Below are 18,275 nucleotides of genomic sequence, written 5' to 3' on the forward strand. Positions count from 1 at the left end.
GCCCCACCCGCGACACCGGCAGCCCCCGACCCGCCATTACCCCCGCGGCCCCACAACAGCCCGCCCGGACCTCCCGCAGCCCCGGTGCCTGCCGCGCCGTCTGTCCCCGGACCGATCAACGGCCTGCCCAACAGCAGGTTCGTCGGCGCATTGATCGCAGCCAGCACCTGCTCCTCCAGCGATCCCAGGACGTCGACACTGGCCGCCTCCATGGCGGCATAAGAGCCGCCCGCCGCCGCCAGCGCCCGCACAAACTGAGCCTGAAACTCCGCTGCCTGCGCACTGGCTGCCTGGTATTCCTTGCCGACGCTGCCGAACAGGACCGCGATGGCCGCCGACACCTCATCCGCGGCCGCCGGCATGATCGCTGCCGTGGGCGCCGCCGCCGCGGTCGCCTGCCGGACCGCCTCCCCAATGGCCCCGACGTCGGCCGCCGCGGTGGTCAGAGCCTGCGGCGCGGCGATCAGAAAAGTTGACATAACGGAGCTCCAATCGCCCTCGAGGGCACAAAACACGCCGAAGCAGAAGTCGAGAATTCCGGGAATACGCCATCCCCGCGCAGTCCGATATCCCCCAACGCTTCCCGACAAGCACTGGTCATGAATACGGCCATTTCGCGCGACGACGCTGGTTGCCGCCACTTATAGGTAGCTGATTGTCACGCGAAGATGGGCGGTTTCGAGCCGGATCCGACTACTGCAAAATCGCGCCGGATCCTATGGCGACTACTGCAATTCACTCCGGCTTGGTGCTGCGGCCCAGCAGTAGAGCAATGGCCTCGTTGACCGACAGTCCCTTATGGCAGACCCGGTGGACGGCGTCGGTGAGTGGCATTTCGACGTCGTAGCTCGAGGCCAGGGCCAGCACCGACTCGCACGAGGTGACGCCCTCGACCACATGGCCGTCCTTGCCGTGCAAAGCGGTGTGCATGGTGTCGCCGCGGCCCAGTCGCTCGCCCAGCGAGCGGTTGCGTGAATAAGGAGAGGTACAGGTAGCCACCAGATCGCCCACCCCGGCCAGCCCCGCCAGCGTCGCGCCCTTGGCGCCCAGCGCCAGCCCGAGCCGCATGATCTCGGCCAACCCGCGGGTGATGATGGCCGCCGCGGTGTTCTCGCCCAGGCCGACTCCGACCGCCATTCCACATGCCAGCGCGATGACGTTCTTGCACGCGCCGCCGACCTCGGTCCCCACCACATCGGAGTTGGTGTAGGGACGGAAGTATCCACTGTTCAAAAACCGTTGCAACGCGACGGCTCGGCCGGAGTCGCTGCACGCGACGACGGTGGCCGCCGGCTGATTCTGGGCGATCTCGCTGGCCAGGTTCGGGCCGGAGATCACCGCAACCTGCGAACTGTCGACACCGGTGACCGAGACGATCACTTGACTCATCCGCATCAGCGTGCCGAGCTCGATGCCCTTGGCCAGGCTGACCAACGTGGCGCCGTCGGCCCACATGCCGTTCCACTGCTCGAGATTCGCGCGCATCGTCTGCGCCGGCACCCCAAGGAGCACCGTCGTCACACCAGAGAGCGCCTCCTCGGCGTCGGTCGTGGCACGGATGCCCGCCGGCAGCGGCGTGCCGGGAAGGTAATCGGGGTTGTACCGGGTGGCATTGATCTTGTCGGCGACATCCTTGCGCCGCGCCCACAGCGTGACGTCGCCGCCGGCATCGGCGAGCACCTTGGCCAGCACGGTGCCCCATGCGCCCGCGCCCATCACCGCGACAGTTCCCGTGCCGGCCATCCACCACCCCTAATACCTCGCCCGGTGCCGTCTTACGGCGACGGCAGCCGCTAAACACTAATCTGAGCGACCGGGCGCCGTCACCTCCCGCGGCGTTGCGCTGGCAGGATGATGACATGGGCGGCACACACGGGGATGTCGGACTGATCATCGCCGTCAAGCGATTGGCCGCAGCCAAGACCAGACTCGCGCCGGTGTTCTCGGCGCCGACGCGCGAGAGCGTGGTCCTGGCCATGCTGGTCGACACCATGACCGCGGCGGCCCGGGTGAGTTCGTTGCGCTCGATCACCGTCATCACCCCCGATGACGTGGCGGCGGCCGCGGCCACCGAGTTCGGCGCCCAGGTGCTGGCCGACCCGACGCCGCCGGATGACCCGGACCCGCTCAACAGCGCAATCGCCGCCGCCGCGGCTGCGGTCGATATACCCAATATTGTTGTGCTGCAAGGTGATTTGCCTGCACTGCAGACTCCGGAACTCACCGAAGCCATCGCGGCGGCACGCCACCACCAGCGCAGCTTCGTCGCCGACCGGCTCGGCACCGGCACCGCGGTGCTGTGCGCGTTCGGAGCCGCGCTCGACCCCAGGTTCGGGCCGGATTCCGCAGCGCGGCACCGCCGTTCGGGCGCGGTCGAACTCACCGGTGCGTGGCCCGGGCTGCGTTGCGACGTCGACACACCGGCTGATCTGGCTGCCGCCCGCCAACTCGGGGTGGGCCCGGCGACCGCACGTGCCGTCGGGCACCGCTCGCTACGGTGAGCCGGGTCGGGGGGTGAATGGCACCCGAACGGCACATGGATCTCTGCTGACTGCTGGCCGCATCGCCGGGTGATAGGCAATGATCTCAGGGTGACCGAAATCGAAGCCACACCAGAGGCAGAGACACGTCCCGACGAGCACGCTTGGCACCCTGGCGACTCGGCTCCCACGGCACCTCCGGCGGCGACCCCGGCGGCGATCACCGACACGCTGCCCGAGGAGCGCTACCTCAACCGGGAACTGAGCTGGCTGGATTTCAACGCCCGCGTGCTCGCGCTGGCCGACGACAGTTCGATGCCGCTGCTCGAGCGCGCGAAGTTCCTGGCGATCTTCGCTTCCAACCTCGACGAGTTCTATATGGTCCGGGTCGCCGGCCTCAAACGCCGCGACGAGATGGGCCTGTCGGTCCGCTCCGCGGACGGACTGACCCCGCGAGAGCAACTGCGCCGTATCGGCGAGCAGACCCAGCAGATCTCCATCCGGCACTCGCGCGTGTTCCTCGATTCGGTGCTACCCGCACTCGAGGAGGAAGGCATCTCCATCGTCACCTGGGCCGACCTGGACGAGGCTGAACGAGAACACTTGTCGACTTATTTCCACGAACAGGTTTTCCCCGTTCTGACCCCGCTCGCGGTGGACCCCGCCCACCCCTTCCCGTTCGTGAGCGGATTGAGTCTGAACCTGGCCATCACCGTGAAGCAACCCGAGGACGGCACCCAGCATTTCGCGCGGGTGAAGGTACCCGACAACGTGGACCGGTTCGTCGAACTCGAAGCCAAAGACGGCGACGACGATCAGGTGATCGTCCGGTTCCTGCCGATGGAGGAGTTGATCGCAGCCTTCCTTCCGGTGCTCTTTCCGGGCATGGAAATCGTGGAGCACCACGCGTTTCGGATTACCCGCAACGCCGACTTCGAGGTCGAAGAGGACCGCGACGAGGACCTGTTGCAGGCGCTGGAGCGGGAATTGGCGCGGCGCCGGTTCGGTTCCCCGGTGCGGCTGGAAGTGTCCAACGACATGACCGAGAGCATGCTGGAGTTGCTGCTGCGGGAACTCGACGTGCATCCGGGCGATGTGATCGATGTGCCTGGCCTGCTGGATTTGTCGTCGCTGTGGCAGATCTACGGCGTCGACCGGCCGGCTCTCAAGGACCGGGCCTTCGTGCCGGCCACCCACCCGGCTTTCGCCGATCGGGAAACAGCCAAGAGTATCTTCGCCACCCTGCGGGAAGGCGACGTGCTGGTACACCACCCGTATGACTCGTTCTCGACGAGCGTGCAGCGGTTCGTCGAACAGGCCGCGGCCGACCCGAATGTGCTCGCGATCAAGCAGACGTTGTACCGCACCTCCGGGGACTCCCCGATCGTGCGGGCCCTCATCGACGCCGCCGAAGCCGGAAAACAAGTCGTGGCAATGGTTGAGATCAAGGCGCGCTTCGACGAGCAGGCCAATATCCGTTGGGCGCGAACCCTCGAGCAGGCGGGAGTGCACGTCGTGTACGGGTTCGTCGGACTCAAGACGCACTGCAAGACCTGCCTGGTGGTCCGTCGGGAAGGCCCCCACATCCGACGGTACTGCCACGTCGGAACCGGCAACTACAACGGCAAGACGGCACGGCTGTACGAAGACGTGGGGCTGCTGACCGCCGACCCCGACATCGGCGCCGACCTGACCGACTTGTTCAACACGCTGACCGGCTACTCGCGAAAGCTGACCTACCGCAACCTGTTAGTGGCGCCCCACGGCATCCGCACCGGCATCATCGAGCGCGTCGATCGAGAGGTCGAAGCACACCGTCGCGGCAACGACGCGCGGATTCGGCTCAAGATGAACGCGCTGGTGGACGAGCAGGTCATCGACGCGCTGTATCGCGCGTCGCAGGCCGGCGTTCGGGTGGAGGTGGTGGTGCGCGGCATCTGCGCACTGCGCCCGGGTACCGAAGGGATCTCCGAAAACATCACCGTCCGCTCCATTCTCGGCCGGTTCCTGGAACATTCGCGGATCCTGCATTTCAATGCCATCGACGAATTCTGGATCGGCAGCGCCGACATGATGCATCGCAATCTGGACCGGCGCGTCGAAGTGATGGCTCAGGTCAAGGACCCGCGCCTGACCGCACAACTGGGCGAACTTTTCGAGTCCGCGCTGGACCCCGCCACCCGGTGCTGGGAGCTGGGGTCCGACGGCCAGTGGACGGCCTCACCGCGGGAAGGCGAGAGCGTGCGTGACCACCAGGCCTCGCTGATGGAGCGACACCGCAGTCCGTAATCCCGCGGCGTCCCGGAGGGACAGATCCACCAGTGCGAGCGAACTGGCCGAATTGACCTGCAGGAGTGAAGGTGTCGATCCAGAACTCGTCGGACCGTCGACGCCCCGGGGACCGGGTCGTGTACGCGGCCGGCGCGGTGTTGTGGCGGCCGGGTAAGGGCAATCCAACGAAAACGCTCGAAGTCGCGGTGATCCACCGACCGCGGTACGACGACTGGTCGCTGCCAAAAGGAAAGGTCGACCCCGGCGAAACCGCACCGGTCGCCGCCGTTCGCGAGGTACTCGAAGAAACCGGCCGTCGCAGCCATCTCGGCCGGTTCCTCACCACCATCACCTACCCGATCGACCAGGGAGTCAAGCGGGTGCACTACTGGGTGGCACGCGACACTGGCGGCCACTTCGCCCCAGGACATGAGGTCGACGAGATGATGTGGCTGCCGGTGGCCGACGCCATGAAGAAACTCGACTACGCACCCGACCGAAAGGTTCTGCGGCGGTTCGTCAAACAGCCTCCGGACACCAAGACGGTGTTGGTGGTGCGGCACGGCACCGCGGGCAGCAAGTCACGTTATCGCGGCGATGACACCAAACGGCCGCTGGACAAGAAGGGCCGCGCCCAGGCCGAGGCGCTGGTCGGCCAATTGCTGGCGTTCGGCGCCAACCGGGTGTACGCGGCCGATCGGGTGCGATGCCATCAGACGGTCGAACCGCTCGCGGCGGAACTGGGAGTCGACATCCACAACGAGCCCACCCTCACCGAAGAGGCGTACGCCAAGAACGCCAAACGCGGTCGGCAGCGAGTCCTGCAAATCGCCGCGCGGGCGGGGACACCCGTGATCTGCACCCAGGGCAAGGTGATTCCCGATCTGATCGCATGGTGGTGCGAACGCGACGGTGTGCGGCCCGACAAGTCACGCAACCTCAAAGGCAGCACCTGGGTGCTGTCGCTGGCGGCGGGCCGGCTGATCGCCGCCGACCACATCGGCGGCGCGCTGGCCGCGAACGTACGCGCCTGACAAGCGAATACCCTCCGAAGGCATCGCTGCCACCGGAGGGTATTTGCGTGAGTGGACTACTTGCGGCCGCGCCGTGTGCTTGCGGCCTTCTTGGCCGGAGCCTTCTTGGCGGGAGCCTTGGTCGCGGCTTTCTTGGCGGGAGCCTTGGTCACCGCTTTCTTGGCGGGAGCCTTGGTCACCGCTTTCTTGGCGGGAGCCTTGGTCGCGGCCTTCTTGGCGGGAGCCTTGGTCGCGGCCTTCTTGGCCGGAGCCTTGGTCGCGGCCTTCTTGGCCGGAGCCTTGGTCGCGGCCTTCTTGGCCGGAGCCTTGGCGGCGGACTTCTTGGCCGGCGCCTTCTTGGCCGCCGTCTTCTTGGCCGCACTGGCAACCACGCCGCGCTTCACTGCGGGGCCTTCGGCCGGGAGCTTTTGTGCGCCAGCCACAACCGCTTTGAATTGAGCTCCGGGACGGAACGCCGGAACAGACGTCGGCTTGACCTTCACCGTCTCGCCGGTGCGCGGGTTGCGAGCGACGCGAGCCGCACGGCGACGCTGTTCGAAGACACCGAAGCCGGTGATGGTGACGCTGTCGCCCTTGTGGACCGCGCGCACAATCGTGTCGACGACATTCTCGACAGCGGCGGTCGCCTGCCGACGGTCTGAGCCCAATTTCTGTGTGAGCACATCTATGAGCTCTGCTTTATTCATCCAACCCTCCGAGGCCAGTGGTCCTCTTTTGGAACCGACTAGTGCACTACGGTAAACCCTCGACTGGCAAATTGCCAAGAGCCACGCGCAATTTCAGCCCGCAATTGCTGTGGTTAAGCCGCCCTTTCGGCAATCCGATTGCCGCCCTTGGCCGCTGGCGCCGCCGCGAAATACCCCCTGATTAGCCCGCGAATTCGGCGCCGCCGAGTGCTTCAGGAGGTCGGCAAAGTACGCGGTTTCCAAGCCGGGCGGGCCGCCTCGAAGGCTTCGATTTCGTCGAGTTTCTGCAGCGTAAGGGCTATATCGTCGAGTCCGTGCAGCAACCGGAAGGCGGTGTGATCGTCAATCCTGAACGGCAGCACCGCTGTTCCCGCGGTGACATTTCGATCTTGAAGATTGACAGTGATTTCCAGCCCGGGGCTCTGCTCGATGAGCTTCCACAGAAGCTCGACGCCATCTTGGTCGATTTCGGCCGCCAACAGCCCCGCCTTGCCGGCGTTGCCACGAAAGATGTCAGCGAACCGGGACGAGATAACCACCCGGAATCCGTAGTCCATCAGCGCCCAGACCGCGTGCTCGCGCGAGGACCCGGTGCCGAAATCCGGTCCGGCAACCAAGACCGAGCCTCGGTCAAAGGGGCTGAGGTTGAGCACGAATGACGGATCTGACCGCCAGCTCGCGAACAATCCGTCCTCGAAACCGGTTCGGGTGACGCGCTTCAGATAGACCGCGGGAATGATCTGATCGGTATCGACATTGGACCGCCGCAGCGGGACGCCGATACCGGTGTGGGTGTCAAACGCTTCCATGCTCTTCCCTCGCTTTTCAACGTGAATTCAAGTCGGCTAGTTCAAATCCGCCGGCGCGGAAAGCTTGCCGCGCACCGCGGTAGCTGCCGCAACCGCCGGCGAAACCAGGTGCGTGCGACCGCCCTTGCCCTGCCGTCCTTCGAAATTGCGGTTGGACGTCGCGGCGCAACGCTCTCCGGGCGCAAGCTGATCGGGGTTCATGCCCAGACACATCGAGCAGCCCGCCTGCCGCCACTCCGCGCCGGCGGCCGTGAATATCTCACCGAGCCCTTCGGCTTCCGCCTGAGCCCGAACCCGCATCGAGCCCGGAACCACGAGCATCCGCACGCCGTCAGCGACCTTGTGACCACGCAAGATATCGGCTACCACCCGTAAATCCTCGATCCGCCCGTTGGTGCAGGAACCGACGAAGACGGTGTCGACGGCGATATCGCGCATCGCCGTGCCCGGTTGAAGGTCCATGTACGCCAAGGCTTTCTCGGCCGCCTGGCGCTGCGCGTCGTCGGTCATCAGTTCCGGATCCGGCACTGCGGCACTCAGCGGCACCCCCTGGCCCGGATTGGTGCCCCAGGTCACGAACGGGCTCAGCGAGGCGGCGTCGAGGTACACCTCGGTGTCGAAAACCGCTCCGGGATCAGTAGGCAGCTGCTTCCAGTAGGCCAGCGCCGCATCCCAGTCCGCACCGGTGGGTGCATGCGGACGGCCGCGCAAGAATTCAAATGTGGTCTCGTCCGGCGCCACCATGCCGGCCCGCGCGCCGGCTTCAATGCTCATGTTGCAGATCGTCATCCGGCCTTCCATGGACAGCGATTCGATGGCAGTGCCCCGGTATTCGATGACGTGCCCCTGTCCGCCGCCGGTCCCGATTTTGGCGATCAAGGCCAGAATGATGTCCTTCGCGGTGACGCCGGGCGGCAATTGCCCCTCGACGTTGACCGCCATCGTCTTGAACGGGCGCAGTGCCAGCGTCTGGGTGGCGAGCACGTGCTCGACCTCAGAAGTGCCGATACCCATGGCGATTGCGCCGAATGCGCCGTGCGTGGAGGTGTGACTATCACCACATACGATCGTCATCCCGGGCTGGGTGAGGCCCAGTTGCGGCCCTACGACGTGCACGATGCCCTGCTCGATATCGCCCATCGGGTGCAGCCGGACACCGAATTCGGCGCAGTTGTGTCGCAACGTCTCGACCTGTGTGCGCGATACCGGGTCGGCGATCGGCTTGTCGATGTCGATGGTGGGCACGTTGTGGTCCTCGGTGGCGATCGTCAGATCGGTTCGCCGTACCGGACGTCCGGCCAGCCGCAGACCGTCGAATGCCTGTGGACTGGTGACCTCGTGCACCAGATGCAGATCGATGTAGATCAGGTCCGGCGCCTCGGCGCCACCGGACACCACAACGTGGTCGTCCCAGACCTTCTCGGCCAACGTGCGCGGCCGGCCTGCAGCGGGGTTGTGCGTCTGCGATGCCATCTTCAACTCGATTCGTCCGGTGGCGGCTCGCCTGATCCATCCGGGCTGGGATCTCACTATGCGAGACGCTAGTATCTTCTTGTGAGACAGCATAGCGGCATCGGCGTCCTCGACAAAGCCGTCGGCATCCTGCACGCGGTCGCGGAATCTCCCTGTGGGCTGGCCGAACTGTGCGAACGCACGGGCCTGCCCAGGGCCACCGCCTACCGCCTCGCCGCGGCCCTGGAGGTGCACCGACTGGTGGGCCGCGACGAGGAGGGACGGTGGCGCCTCGGGCCCGCGGTCACCGAGCTATCGACGTATGTCAGCGACCCGCTGCTGGCCGCGAGCGCGGCGGTACTGCCCCAATTGCGGGAAACCACCGGCGAAAGCGTGCAGTTGTACCGCCGCGAGGGGACCAGCCGCGTCTGCATCGCCGCCCTGGAACCACCTGCGGGCCTTCGCGATACCGTCCCGGTCGGCGCCCGGCTGCCGATGACCGCGGGCTCCGGTGCCAAGGTGCTGTTGGCCTTTTCCGACGCGGCCACCCAGAAAGCGGTGCTGCCCAAGGCGATGTTCACCGACCGGGTGCTCGCCGAAGTCCGCAGGCGCGGCTGGGCGCAGAGCGTCGCCGAGCGCGAACCGGGCGTGGCAAGCGTTTCGGCACCGGTGCGCGACGGGCGCGGGGCGGTGGTTGCCGCGATCTCCGTCTCGGGTCCGGTCGACCGGATGGGCCGGCGGCCCGGCGCACGCTGGGCCGCTGACCTCCTGGCCGCCGCTGAGACGCTCACGCGGCGGCTGTAGGGACGGCCGGCATAGAGCCTGCGGCCACAAATGTCGCCAGGCCGCTGGTGGCCGCCCTCAGCGCAGGCTGGACGCCACCAGATCAGAGCCCGCGCACCGCTACCTGACAAACTGACGCCATGGGAACGAATCAGCGCGCCAGCATCGTCATGTCCGAGGCCGAGATCACCGACTTCGTCAACAACAGCCGGACCGGAACGCTGGCCACCATCGGACCCGACGGACAGCCGCACCTGACGGCGATGTGGTACGCGGTGGTAGACGGCGAGATCTGGCTGGAGACCAAGGCCAAGTCGCAGAAGGCGGTCAACCTCAAACGCGACCCACGCGTCAGCTTCCTGCTCGAGGACGGCGACACCTACGACACCCTGCGCGGCGTGTCCTTCGAAGGCGTTGCTGAGATCGTCGACGACCCCGACGCGCTGCACCGTGTCGGCGTCAGCGTGTGGGAGCGCTACACGGGCCCCTACAGCGACGACATGAAGCCGTTCGTGGACCAGATGATGAATAAGCGGGTCGGCGTGCGTATCGTCAGCCGGCGCAGCCGGTCCTGGGATCACCGCAAGCTGGGCCTGCCGAGCATGCCGGTGGGTGGTACCACGGCGCCGGCCGCCAAGGGCGGCGCCCAGTGATTTTGTAGCCCCGATGGGATTCGAACCCACGCTACCGCCGTGAGAGGGCGGCGTCCTAGGCCGCTAGACGACGGGGCCGGACACGATCCGAGCAGTCAGCATAGCCCAACCCGGATACCCCACCTAATCGCTGCGACAGGTGAGGCTTTGCTGGGGTACCAGGACTCGAACCTAGAATGGCTGAACCAGAATCAGCTGTGTTGCCAATTACACCATACCCCATTTGCGACTTAAAACTGCTGGTCGGAGCACATTTCCCGGGTTGGATACCCGCGTCCTGGCACCGCTTGATCCAGCTGTCCTATGCCTTTGAAGCCGCAGTGCACACTACCAAAGACTTCCGGCGCGCTACGCACGCCTACTGGGTGCCGACCGTCTCCCGCGCGGAGCGCAACCGGTCCAGGCTGCGGTCGCGGCCCAGCAGTTCCAGCGACTCGAACAACGGCGGGCTGATCGTGGTGCCCGTGGCCGCCACCCGGATCGGCCCGAAGGCCTTCCGTGGTTTGAGTCCCAGCCCCTCGATCAGAGCGCTTTTCAGCGCGCTTTCGATGTGCTCCGTCGTCCAGTCCGGGATCGCGTCGAGCGCCGTGATGGCGGCGTCCAGCACCGGACCGGCGTCCGGGCCCAGTTCCTTGCCCGCGGCCTTGGGGTCGAGGGCGTACTCGTCGTCGTCGAAGAACTTCAGCAGGTCCCAGGCGTCACCGAGCACGACGATGCGGGTCTGCACCAACTCGGCGACCGTCTTGAATGCCGCGTCGTCCAGGGCAAGCCGATGGCCGTGGGCCTCCAGATAGTCGCGCAACCGGGCAGCGAAATCGTCGACCGCCAGCCGCCGGATGTGCTCGGCGTTGATGGCGTCAGCCTTCTTCTGGTCGAAGCGCGCCGGGTTGGAGGTGACGTTGGCGACATCGAAGGCCGCGACCATCTCGTCGAGGCTGAACAGGTCGTGGTCGTCGGCGATGGACCAGCCAAGCAACGCAAGGTAATTCAGCAGCCCTTCGGGGATGAAGCCACGGTCGCGGTGCAGGAAGAGGTTCGACTGGGGATCGCGCTTGGACAGTTTCTTGGTTCCCTCCCCCAAAACCGGTGGGAAGTGCCCGAATTCCGGGGTGCGCTCGGCGACGCCGATCCGGATCAGCGCCTGGTACAGCGCGATCTGGCGCGGCGTCGAGGGCAGCAGGTCCTCGCCGCGCAGCACGTGGGTGATCTTCATCAACGCGTCGTCGCACGGATTGACCAAGGTGTACAACGGGTCTCCGTTGGCGCGCGTCAGGGCGAAATCGGGCACCGAGCCGGCCGCGAACGTCATCGTCCCGCGCACCAGGTCTTCCCAGGCGAGGTCGGCGTCCGGCATCCGCAGCCGCACCACCGGCTGGCGTCCTTCGGCCAGATACGCCGCGCGCTGCGGGTCGGTGAGGTGGCGGTCGAAGTTGTCGTATCCGAGCTTGGGATTGCGCCCGGCGGCCAGGTGCCGCGCCTCGACTTCCTCCGGCGTCGAGAACGCGTAATAGGCCTCGCCCGCCTCGAGGAGCCGGGCTACGACGTCGCGGTAGAGCTCGCGACGCTGCGACTGGCGGTACGGGGCATAGGGCCCGCCCACTTCGGGCCCCTCGTCCCAGTCCAGACCGAGCCAGCGCAGGGCGTCGAGCAGAGCCAGATAGCTTTCCTCGCTGTCCCGTTCGGCGTCGGTGTCCTCGATGCGGAAGACGAAGGTGCCGCCGGTGTGGCGCGCGTATGCCCAGTTGAACAGGGCGGTGCGGATCATCCCGACATGGGGTATGCCGGTGGGAGACGGGCAGAACCGAACCCGGACGTGCTCTGCGTTGGTCACGACTTTCCTTTGCGGACAACGGGATTAGTGAGAGTGCCGATGCCTTCGATGGTGACCGAGACGGTATCGCCGTGCTCGATCGGCCCGACGCCCGCGGGAGTCCCGGTGAGAATGAGATCCCCTGGCAGCAGCGTCATTACCGCCGAGATCCACTCGACGATGGCGCCGACATCGTGAATCATCAGCGAGGTGCGGGCGTCCTGTTTGACTTCGCCGTTGACTTCGGTGCGCAGGGCCAGATCGGCCGGGTCGAGGTCGGTGACGATCCACGGCCCGACCGGGCAGAACGTGTCATGGCCCTTGGCCCGGGTCCACTGCCCGTCAGACTTCTGCTGATCGCGGGCCGAGACGTCGTTTCCGATGGTGTAACCGAGGATGTTGTCGGCGGCCTGGCTTGCGCTGACGTCCTTGCACGCCCGGCCGATCACCACCGCTAGCTCGCCCTCGAAGTGCACGGGTGATGCGTTGGCGGGCAACCGAATCGGCGCATTCGGTCCGATGATCGCGGTGTTGGGCTTGAGGAACATCACCGGGTCGGTCGGGGCTTGGCCGCCCATCTCGGCGATATGGTCGGCGTAATTCTTGCCGATGCAGACGACCTTGCTGGCCAATATCGGGGCCAGCAGCCGGACGTCGGCCAGTGGCCAGGAGCGGCCGGTGAAACTCGGCGTGCCGAACGGGTGCTCGGCGATCTCGCGGACCGTCATGCCGGCGGGGTCGTCCAGGTCTCCTTCGATGGTGACAAAAGCGACACCGTCCGGGCTGGCGATTCGTCCAAGGCGCATTCGGATGAGCCTATCTGGTCCGCCCAGGCGGAAAATTTGCAGGCAAAGTGCGAGGAGCGGCCTGCAAATCTTCAGTTTCGACGATGCGGCGGCGAGCGGAACCACGCCCTTGCTGTGCAAGCATGAACAGATGACTCGCGATCCGGCCAGTGCGGTCGGGCGCTGGTCGATCGTCGCGGTCTCGCTGGTCGCGACGACCAGCTCCTTTCTGTTCATCAACGGCATCGCCTTCTTGATACCCAAGTTGGAAGCGGACCGCGGGACCCCACTTGCCCAGGCCGGTCTGTTGGCGTCGATGCCGAGTTGGGGGATGGTCGTCACCTTGGTCGCCTGGGGCTATGTCCTGGATCGGGTCGGCGAGCGCATCGTGCTGACCGTCGGATCGGCACTTACGGCGGCCGCGGCCTACGCCGCCGCGTCGGTTCATTCGCTGGTGACGATGGGCGTGTTCCTGTTTCTGGGCGGGATGGCTGCCGCCAGCTGCAACAGCGCGGGCGGCCGGTTGGTATCCGGGTGGTTCCCGCCGGAGCAGCGCGGCCTGGCGATGGGTTTCCGGCAGACCGCGCAACCGCTCGGGATCGCGTTGGGCGCGTTGGTGATTCCCGAACTCGCCGAAACCAGCGCGCAGGCCGGCTTGATGTTCCCAGCCGTGATGTGTTCGGTCGCAGCCGTGGTCAGCGTCTTCGGTGTGGTCGACCCACCGCGCAAACCCCGACGGACTGCCACCCACGAGGAGCTCGCCAGTCCCTACCGCGGCTCGTCGGTGTTGTGGCGGATCCACGCGGCGTCGGCGTTGCTGATGATGCCGCAGACGGTCACCGTCACTTTCATGCTCGTCTGGCTGATCAACGAGCACCACTGGTCGGTGGCGGCGGCCGGCGGTCTGGTGACCATTTCGCAGCTGATCGGTGCGGGCGGCCGAATTCTGGTGGGACGCTGGTCAGATCGCGTCGGCTCGCGGATGCGGCCGGTCCGCATCATCGCCCTGGCGGCCGCGTTGATCCTGTTTCTGCTGTCGCTCAGCGACAGAGTCGGTTCCCACCTGGACGTGGTAATGATGATCACCGCGTCGGTGCTGGCGGTGCTCGACAACGGATTGGAGGCCACCGCCATCACCGAATACGCCGGACCCTATTGGAGTGGACGCGCGCTGGGCACGCAGAACACCACGCAGCGACTGATGGCCGCCGCCGGGCCACCGATGTTCGGCGCGCTGATCAGCACGGCCGCCTACCCGCTCGCCTGGGGGTTGTGTGCCCTGTTCCCGCTCGCCGCGGCGCCGCTGGTGCCGACCCGGGTGCTGCCGCCGGGTCTGGAGACTAGAGCCCGGCTGCAATCCGTTCGCCGACAGCGCTGGTGGCAGGCCGTTCGTCCCCGCGAGTCGCCAGGTAGGCCGCCCAGACCGCATCCGCGTCAAGAAGGTAAGGCTGCAACAACACCGCCGAGTTGACGGGAGTCGCTAGGGGGATATTTGCCTTTCGTAAACCATTGCTTAAACAGCCTGCTGTATCCATCAGCCGGTGCCAGAGGAAATTACGGCTGCCAAACGGCGCTGGGCCATGCTCGGCGTCTCACTCACGGCCACGTTGAGTGCCACCGTGTTTGTTAAAGGTATTGCCTTCCTCATCCCCGTTTTGGACCATGAGCACGATATCTCCCTTGCCGGAGCGGCATTGCTGTCAGCCATGCCTGGGGCTGGAATGCTGCTGACCCATATCGGCTGGGGGTATCTACTGGATCGAGTCGGCGAGCGAAGAGTACTTTCGGCGGGTCTGGCTTTAACCGCTTGTTCGGCGTACGGCGCGGCAATCGTGCCGCCCCCGATCCTTGCTCAGGGAATGTGCTTATTCGTCGGCGGAATGTCTGCGGCCAGTGCCTATACAGCGAGCGGTCCGCTGGTGACAGGCTGGTTTCCGCCAAACCAGCGCGGCCTAGCGATGGGGATCCGCCAAACCGCTCCGCCGTTAGGGGTCGCCCTCGCAGCCTTTGTGCTTCCTGAGCTAGGTGAAAGCAGTTTTTCGAGTGCGCTCATCTTCTGCGCCACGCTCTGCGGTTCGGCCGCCCTGATTTGCGCTGTGACGGTGCGTGACTCCTCCCGTCCGGAGCTCGCGGACATAACTCACTACGACGGTGTCAGTCCCTACCGTGGTACGTCGGTGCTCTGGCGCATCCATCTCTCATCAGCACTGCTGATGGTGCCGCAGACCGTGGTGTTCACCTTCATGCTGGTTTGGTTAATCGAGGCTCATGATTGGTCAGTCCCGGCGGCGGGCGCCCTCGTGAGTTTGTCACAACTTCTCGGAGCGATCGGCCGCATCGTCGTGGGTCGGTGGTCTGATCGACTCGGCTCGCGTACCGCGCCGATCCGCCGGATTGCCGCGGCAGCGGCCCTCGTCCTGCTGTCGATGGCGATCATGGATCAGCTGCGATGGCCATTCGCCATTGGGCTCATGGTGGCCGCGTCCGTGATCACGGTTCTCGACAATGGCTTGGCATTCACGGCTATCGCGGAAATCGCCGGTCGCTATTGGAGTGGACGGGCGATGGCGACGCAGAACACCACACAGACGGTTGCCGCGGCAGCCGGAGCACCGCTATTCGGCGAGGTGATCGAACTAGCCGGGTATCCACTGGGGTTCGCGATCTGCGGCGTACTTCCCTTACTCGCACTTCCGATGGTGCCGATGCACACCCCTCTTGACCAGCGGGTCACACCTTCTTCGCCGAGTGACTCGCGAAGCCATCGGCCCGACCTGGACCCCCAGGCAGCCTAGAGCCCGGCTGCAATCCGCTCGCCGACAGCGCTGGTCGCAGGCCGTTCGTCCCCGCGCGTCGCCAGGTAGGCCGCAACCGCACGGTCTACCCGGGCCGCCGCCTCGTCCTCGCCAAGATGGGCCAGCAGCAACGCCACCGACATGATCGCCGCGGTCGGGTCGGCGATGCCCTGTCCGGCGATGTCGGGGGCGCTGCCGTGCACGGGCTCGAACATCGACGGGTTGGTCCGGGTGGCGTCGATATTGCCGCTGGCGGCCAATCCGATACCGCCACAGACCGCGGCAGCCAGGTCGGTGATGATGTCGCCGAACAGGTTGTCGGTGACGATCACGTCGAAGCGTCCGGGATCGGTGGCCAGGAAGATGGTCGCCGCGTCCACGTGCTGGTAGGCGACCTCGACGTCGGGATACTGCTGGCCGATCTCCTGCACGGTCCGCAGCCACAGTCCCCCTGCGAACGTCAGCACGTTGGTCTTGTGCACCAAGGTCAGATGCTTGCGGCGCCTCATCGCGCGTTGGAAAGCGTCTTCGACCACCCGGCGCACCCCGAACGCGGTGTTGACGGAAACCTCGGTGGCGACCTCGTGGGGCGTGCCGACGCGGATCGCGCCGCCGTTTCCGGTGTAGGGCCCCTCGGTTCCCTCCCGCACCACCACGAAGTCGATGTCGGGGTTCCCGGCCAGCGGGCTCGTGACGCCCGGATACAGCCGGGCCGGCCGCAGGTTGACATGGTGGTCGAGCTCGAAGCGCATGCGCAGCAGCAGTCCCCGCTCCAGGACGCCGCTGGGCACCGACGGATCACCGATCGCGCCGAGCAGGATGGCGTCGTGCTGGCGCAGCTCGGGCACCACAGATTCCGGTAGCACCTCGCCGGTGGCGTGAAAGCGTCGGGCGCCCAGGTCGTACTCGGTCTTCTCGACACCGGGCAGGACGATGTCGAGGACTTTGATCGCCTCGGCGATAACCTCCGGACCGATGCCGTCGCCGGCGATGACGGCGAGCTTCGTCACGAGAAATCGACCACTTCGAGCTTGTTCGCGCCCACGGACTCGACGATTGCCGAGCGCACGTCGTCGGGCACGTCCTGGTCGAGTCGCAGCACCACCGTGGCACTGGGGCCCTCGGTGTCCTCCGACAACTGTGCGGCCTGGATGTTCACCCCGGCGGCGCCCAGCAAGGTGCCGATCTTGCCCAGCGCACCGGGCTGGTCAGCGTAGTGAACCACTAGGTTGATGCCCTGGGCACGCAGGTCGTAGCTGCGGCCGTTGATCTGCACGATCTTCTCCACCAGCTGCGGGCCGGTGAGCGTGCCCGCGACATTGACGACCGAACCGTCGGCGCCCACGGCCCGTACGTCCACCACGCTGCGGTGGTTGGGGCTTTCGGTTGCCTTGCTGATCTCGGCCGTCACGCCGCGTTCGGCGGCCAGGGCCGGCGCGTTCACAAAGGTCACAGGTTCGTCGATGATCGCCGAGAACAGGCCGCGCAGCGCTGACAGCTTCAACACCTCAACGTCCTCGGCCGCGAGCTCTCCGCGAACCTGTACCGATAGTGACGCTGGGAACTCGTCGGAGAGCGCTGAGGCCAGGACACCGAGCTTGCGGACCAGGTCCAGCCACGGCGCCACCTCTTCGTTGACCACGCCGCCGCCGACATTGACCGCGTCCGGAACGAACTCGCCCGCCAGGGCCAGCCGCACGCTCTCGGCCACGTCGGTGCCGGCCCGGTCCTGCGCCTCGGCCGTCGAGGCGCCCAAGTGCGGTGTGACGACCACCTGCGGCAGCTCGAACAACGGGCTGTCGGTGCAGGGCTCGGTGGCGAACACGTCGAGGCCTGCGGCACGGACATGGCCGCTGGTGATGGCTTCCGCCAGCGCAGCCTCGTCGATCAGGCCACCGCGGGCGGCGTTGACGATGATGACGCCGGGCTTGGTCTTGGCCAGCGCCTCCTTGCCGATGAGCCCGGCCGTCTCCGGCGTCTTGGGCAGGTGCACCGAGATGAAATCGGCGCGTTCGAGAAGCTCGTCGAGGGGCAGCAGTTCGATGCCGAGCTGGGCGGCGCGGGCGTGCGAGACATACGGGTCATAGGCGACGAGGTGGGCGCCGAAGGCGGCGATCCGCTGGGCGACCAATTGCCCGATGCGGCCCAGGCCCACCACGCCGACGGTCTTGCCGAAAATCTCGGTGCCCGAGAATTTGGAGCGCTTCCAGGTGTGCTCGCGCAACGTGGCGTCTGCGGCCGGGATCTGGCGGGCCGCGGCCAACAGGAGGGCGATCGCGTGCTCGGCGGCGCTGTGGATGTTGGAGGTGGGGGCGTTGACCACCAGCACACCGCGCGCGGTGGCGGCGTCGACGTCGACGTTGTCCAGCCCGACGCCGGCGCGGGCCACGATCTTGAGCTTGGGCGCCGCGGCGAGCACCTCGGCGTCGACGGTGGTGGCCGACCGGACCAGAAGGGCGTCGGCCTCGGGCACCGCGGCGAGCAGCTTCTCCCGGTCGGGCCCGTCTACCCAGCGCACCTCGACCTGGTCTCCCAGGGCAGCGACGGTTGATTGGGCGAGTTTGTCGGCGATCAATACAACAGGCAAGTTCACGCGGACAGCCTAATGGGTTGGCGATGCGGGCCCTGCGGGCCCGTTGAGGAGCGCCGCCATCGGGCCCCGCGGGGATCGCGAGCGCGGCGCAGCCGGGCGAAGCGGGTCCCCGCCATCAAGCCCC

General features: G+C 66.4%; 16 protein-coding genes and 2 tRNA genes. 7 read left to right on the plus strand and 11 right to left on the minus strand.

Translation table 11 applies throughout. The annotated features are described in order from the left end of the window. The coding region (locus AWC08_RS06120; protein ID WP_142283432.1) for a PE family protein at positions 1-479 on the minus strand (479 nt) is incomplete at its 3' end. Between the two features lie 256 nt (positions 480-735). Then, complete coding sequence (locus AWC08_RS06125; protein WP_065131685.1) at positions 736-1,743, minus strand: NAD(P)H-dependent glycerol-3-phosphate dehydrogenase; 1,008 nt, start codon at positions 1,741-1,743, stop codon at positions 736-738. Positions 1,744-1,859: 116 nt separating this feature from the next. Between AWC08_RS06125 and cofC the strand changes: the two genes are divergently transcribed. From cofC to mutT1, 3 genes are all read left to right on the plus strand, one after another. Then, positions 1,860-2,501: a 2-phospho-L-lactate guanylyltransferase gene (gene cofC, locus AWC08_RS06130; RefSeq protein ID WP_069434857.1), complete on the plus strand. Its 642-nt coding sequence runs from the start codon at positions 1,860-1,862 to the stop codon at positions 2,499-2,501. A gap of 69 nt (positions 2,502-2,570) precedes the next feature. Continuing rightward, a complete protein-coding gene (locus AWC08_RS06135; RefSeq protein WP_069434858.1) occupies positions 2,571-4,769 on the plus strand; it encodes an RNA degradosome polyphosphate kinase in 2,199 nt (732 codons plus the stop codon). A 71-nt stretch (positions 4,770-4,840) separates the two neighbouring features. Next, complete coding sequence (gene mutT1 / locus AWC08_RS06140; protein WP_065134473.1) at positions 4,841-5,785, plus strand: 8-oxo-(d)GTP phosphatase MutT1; 945 nt, start codon at positions 4,841-4,843, stop codon at positions 5,783-5,785. Positions 5,786-5,841: 56 nt separating this feature from the next. Here mutT1 and AWC08_RS06145 read toward each other — a convergent pair whose 3' ends face one another. The 3 genes from AWC08_RS06145 to leuC form a co-directional block, all read right to left on the minus strand. Further along, the gene (locus tag AWC08_RS06145; RefSeq protein WP_085087514.1) at positions 5,842-6,471 is read right to left on the minus strand and encodes an HU family DNA-binding protein; all 630 of its coding nucleotides are present in this window, start codon (positions 6,469-6,471) and stop codon (positions 5,842-5,844) included. A gap of 212 nt (positions 6,472-6,683) precedes the next feature. After that, positions 6,684-7,280: a 3-isopropylmalate dehydratase small subunit gene (gene leuD / locus AWC08_RS06150; RefSeq protein ID WP_065134466.1), complete on the minus strand. Its 597-nt coding sequence runs from the start codon at positions 7,278-7,280 to the stop codon at positions 6,684-6,686. A gap of 36 nt (positions 7,281-7,316) precedes the next feature. Continuing rightward, on the minus strand, positions 7,317-8,753 hold the full coding sequence (gene leuC / locus AWC08_RS06155; RefSeq protein ID WP_069434860.1) for a 3-isopropylmalate dehydratase large subunit: 1,437 nt from the start codon (positions 8,751-8,753) through the stop codon (positions 7,317-7,319). Between the two features lie 81 nt (positions 8,754-8,834). Here leuC and AWC08_RS06160 point away from each other — a divergent pair, with 81 nt between their 5' ends. Continuing rightward, a complete protein-coding gene (locus AWC08_RS06160) occupies positions 8,835-9,536 on the plus strand; it encodes an IclR family transcriptional regulator (RefSeq protein WP_065134464.1) in 702 nt (233 codons plus the stop codon). Between the two features lie 119 nt (positions 9,537-9,655). Further along, positions 9,656-10,168, plus strand: a complete 513-nt coding sequence (locus tag AWC08_RS06165) for a PPOX class F420-dependent oxidoreductase (RefSeq protein ID WP_065134463.1) — start codon at positions 9,656-9,658, stop codon at positions 10,166-10,168. A 5-nt stretch (positions 10,169-10,173) separates the two neighbouring features. On the opposite strand, the gene AWC08_RS06170 is transcribed toward AWC08_RS06165, so the two are convergent. From AWC08_RS06170 to AWC08_RS06185, 4 genes are all read right to left on the minus strand, one after another. Further along, positions 10,174-10,246: transfer RNA gene (locus tag AWC08_RS06170), tRNA-Glu, on the minus strand. A gap of 72 nt (positions 10,247-10,318) precedes the next feature. Next, positions 10,319-10,390: transfer RNA gene (locus AWC08_RS06175), tRNA-Gln, on the minus strand. 136 nt (positions 10,391-10,526) lie between these two features. Beyond that, positions 10,527-11,999, minus strand: coding sequence for a glutamate--tRNA ligase (gltX, locus tag AWC08_RS06180; protein WP_083271330.1), 1,473 nt, complete (start codon positions 11,997-11,999; stop codon positions 10,527-10,529). After that, positions 11,996-12,784: a fumarylacetoacetate hydrolase family protein gene (locus tag AWC08_RS06185; protein ID WP_069434862.1), complete on the minus strand. Its 789-nt coding sequence runs from the start codon at positions 12,782-12,784 to the stop codon at positions 11,996-11,998. The genes gltX and AWC08_RS06185 overlap by 4 nt, the downstream gene beginning before the upstream one ends. 130 nt (positions 12,785-12,914) lie before the next feature. On the opposite strand from AWC08_RS06185, the gene AWC08_RS06190 reads away from it, so the two are divergent. Together AWC08_RS06190 and AWC08_RS06195 are read left to right on the plus strand one after the other, a co-directional pair. Next, the gene (locus AWC08_RS06190; RefSeq protein WP_069434863.1) at positions 12,915-14,234 is read left to right on the plus strand and encodes an MFS transporter; all 1,320 of its coding nucleotides are present in this window, start codon (positions 12,915-12,917) and stop codon (positions 14,232-14,234) included. Between the two features lie 70 nt (positions 14,235-14,304). Further along, positions 14,305-15,558 (plus strand): MFS transporter, encoded by a 1,254-nt coding sequence (locus AWC08_RS06195; RefSeq protein ID WP_308207272.1) that lies wholly within the window; start codon positions 14,305-14,307, stop codon positions 15,556-15,558. On the opposite strand, the gene AWC08_RS06200 is transcribed toward AWC08_RS06195, so the two are convergent. Both AWC08_RS06200 and serA read right to left on the minus strand, forming a co-directional pair. Next, on the minus strand, positions 15,555-16,568 hold the full coding sequence (locus tag AWC08_RS06200) for a 3-isopropylmalate dehydrogenase (protein ID WP_065134459.1): 1,014 nt from the start codon (positions 16,566-16,568) through the stop codon (positions 15,555-15,557). The genes AWC08_RS06195 and AWC08_RS06200 overlap by 4 nt on opposite strands. Further along, positions 16,565-18,151, minus strand: a complete 1,587-nt coding sequence (serA, locus tag AWC08_RS06205) for a phosphoglycerate dehydrogenase (protein ID WP_065134458.1) — start codon at positions 18,149-18,151, stop codon at positions 16,565-16,567. The genes AWC08_RS06200 and serA overlap by 4 nt, the downstream gene beginning before the upstream one ends. Positions 18,152-18,275 lie beyond the last annotated feature (124 nt).

Origin of the sequence: Mycobacterium gordonae (assembly GCF_002101675.1) — a bacterium.
Lineage (GTDB): Bacteria > Actinomycetota > Actinomycetes > Mycobacteriales > Mycobacteriaceae > Mycobacterium > Mycobacterium gordonae.

What these genes read in the sequence shown, in the direction of transcription:
- AWC08_RS06165 (WP_065134463.1), top strand. Translation starts at nt 9,656, where the DNA reads ATGGGAACGAATCAGCGCGCCAGCATCGTCATGTCCGAGGCCGAGATC.
- AWC08_RS06145 (WP_085087514.1), bottom strand. Translation starts at nt 6,471, where the DNA reads ATGAATAAAGCAGAGCTCATAGATGTGCTCACACAGAAATTGGGCTCA.
- AWC08_RS06185 (WP_069434862.1), bottom strand. Translation starts at nt 12,784, where the DNA reads ATGCGCCTTGGACGAATCGCCAGCCCGGACGGTGTCGCTTTTGTCACC.
- leuC (WP_069434860.1), bottom strand. Translation starts at nt 8,753, where the DNA reads ATGGCATCGCAGACGCACAACCCCGCTGCAGGCCGGCCGCGCACGTTG.
- cofC (WP_069434857.1), top strand. Translation starts at nt 1,860, where the DNA reads ATGGGCGGCACACACGGGGATGTCGGACTGATCATCGCCGTCAAGCGA.
- AWC08_RS06190 (WP_069434863.1), top strand. Translation starts at nt 12,915, where the DNA reads ATGACTCGCGATCCGGCCAGTGCGGTCGGGCGCTGGTCGATCGTCGCG.
- leuD (WP_065134466.1), bottom strand. Translation starts at nt 7,280, where the DNA reads ATGGAAGCGTTTGACACCCACACCGGTATCGGCGTCCCGCTGCGGCGG.
- AWC08_RS06125 (WP_065131685.1), bottom strand. Translation starts at nt 1,743, where the DNA reads ATGGCCGGCACGGGAACTGTCGCGGTGATGGGCGCGGGCGCATGGGGC.